The following is a 665-nucleotide window of genomic DNA, read 5'->3' on the forward strand; positions in this document are numbered from 1 at the left end:
CATCGACGGCCGGGTGCAGGGCCGGGGCCCGCAGTGGGCGTGGCTCCCGTGGCCCGGGCGGCACCGCGTGGTGCTGCTGGACGGCGGCGGGCAGGTGCTGGACACGATCAGCCTCGAAGTGCGGGGCGCAGGACTCAAGAAATGACACCATGCTTTGCGTTCGGCGCCTGTGCGCAGTTCCCCGGCGGCCGGTGCGTGTGGCGCCGCCGGGCGCCGGCCGTGGCGTGCGGGAGGGCGGCATGACCGCCATCGCGCCGCTGCTCTTCGTCGTCATCTGGTCCACGGGCTTCCTGGTGGGGCGGGGCGTGTCGGCGCACGCCGATCCGTTCTGGTTTCTGGCCGTGCGCTTCATCGGCGTGGCCGTGCTCTTCGGCGCGGCGGCCCTGTGGGCGCGCGTCGAATGGCCGCGCGGGCCGCGCCGCATCGCGCTGCACCTGGTGGCCGGAGCGCTCATGAGCGGCCTGTACGTGGGGCCGAGCTGGTGGGCCATGGCGCAGGGCCTGCCCTCGGGCGTGATGGCGCTGATCGGTGCGCTGCAGCCGCTGTTCACCGCGCTCATCGCGGTCACCTTGCTGGGTGGGCGCCTGCGGGCCGCCACCTGGGCGGGCCTCGCGCTGGGCTTCAGCGGCGTGGCGATGGTGCTGTGGCCGCGGCTGGCGTCAGTG

At 74.7% G+C, this 665-nt stretch carries 1 protein-coding gene; it reads left to right on the forward strand.

What is annotated here, in order from left to right:
* Nucleotides 1-239 precede the first annotated feature (239 nt).
* The coding region (locus AC27KI_RS26630; protein ID WP_487116890.1) for an EamA family transporter at nucleotides 240-665 on the forward strand (426 nt) is incomplete at its 3' end.

It is taken from the genome of Acidovorax sp. KPB24-03 (genome assembly GCF_057546605.1).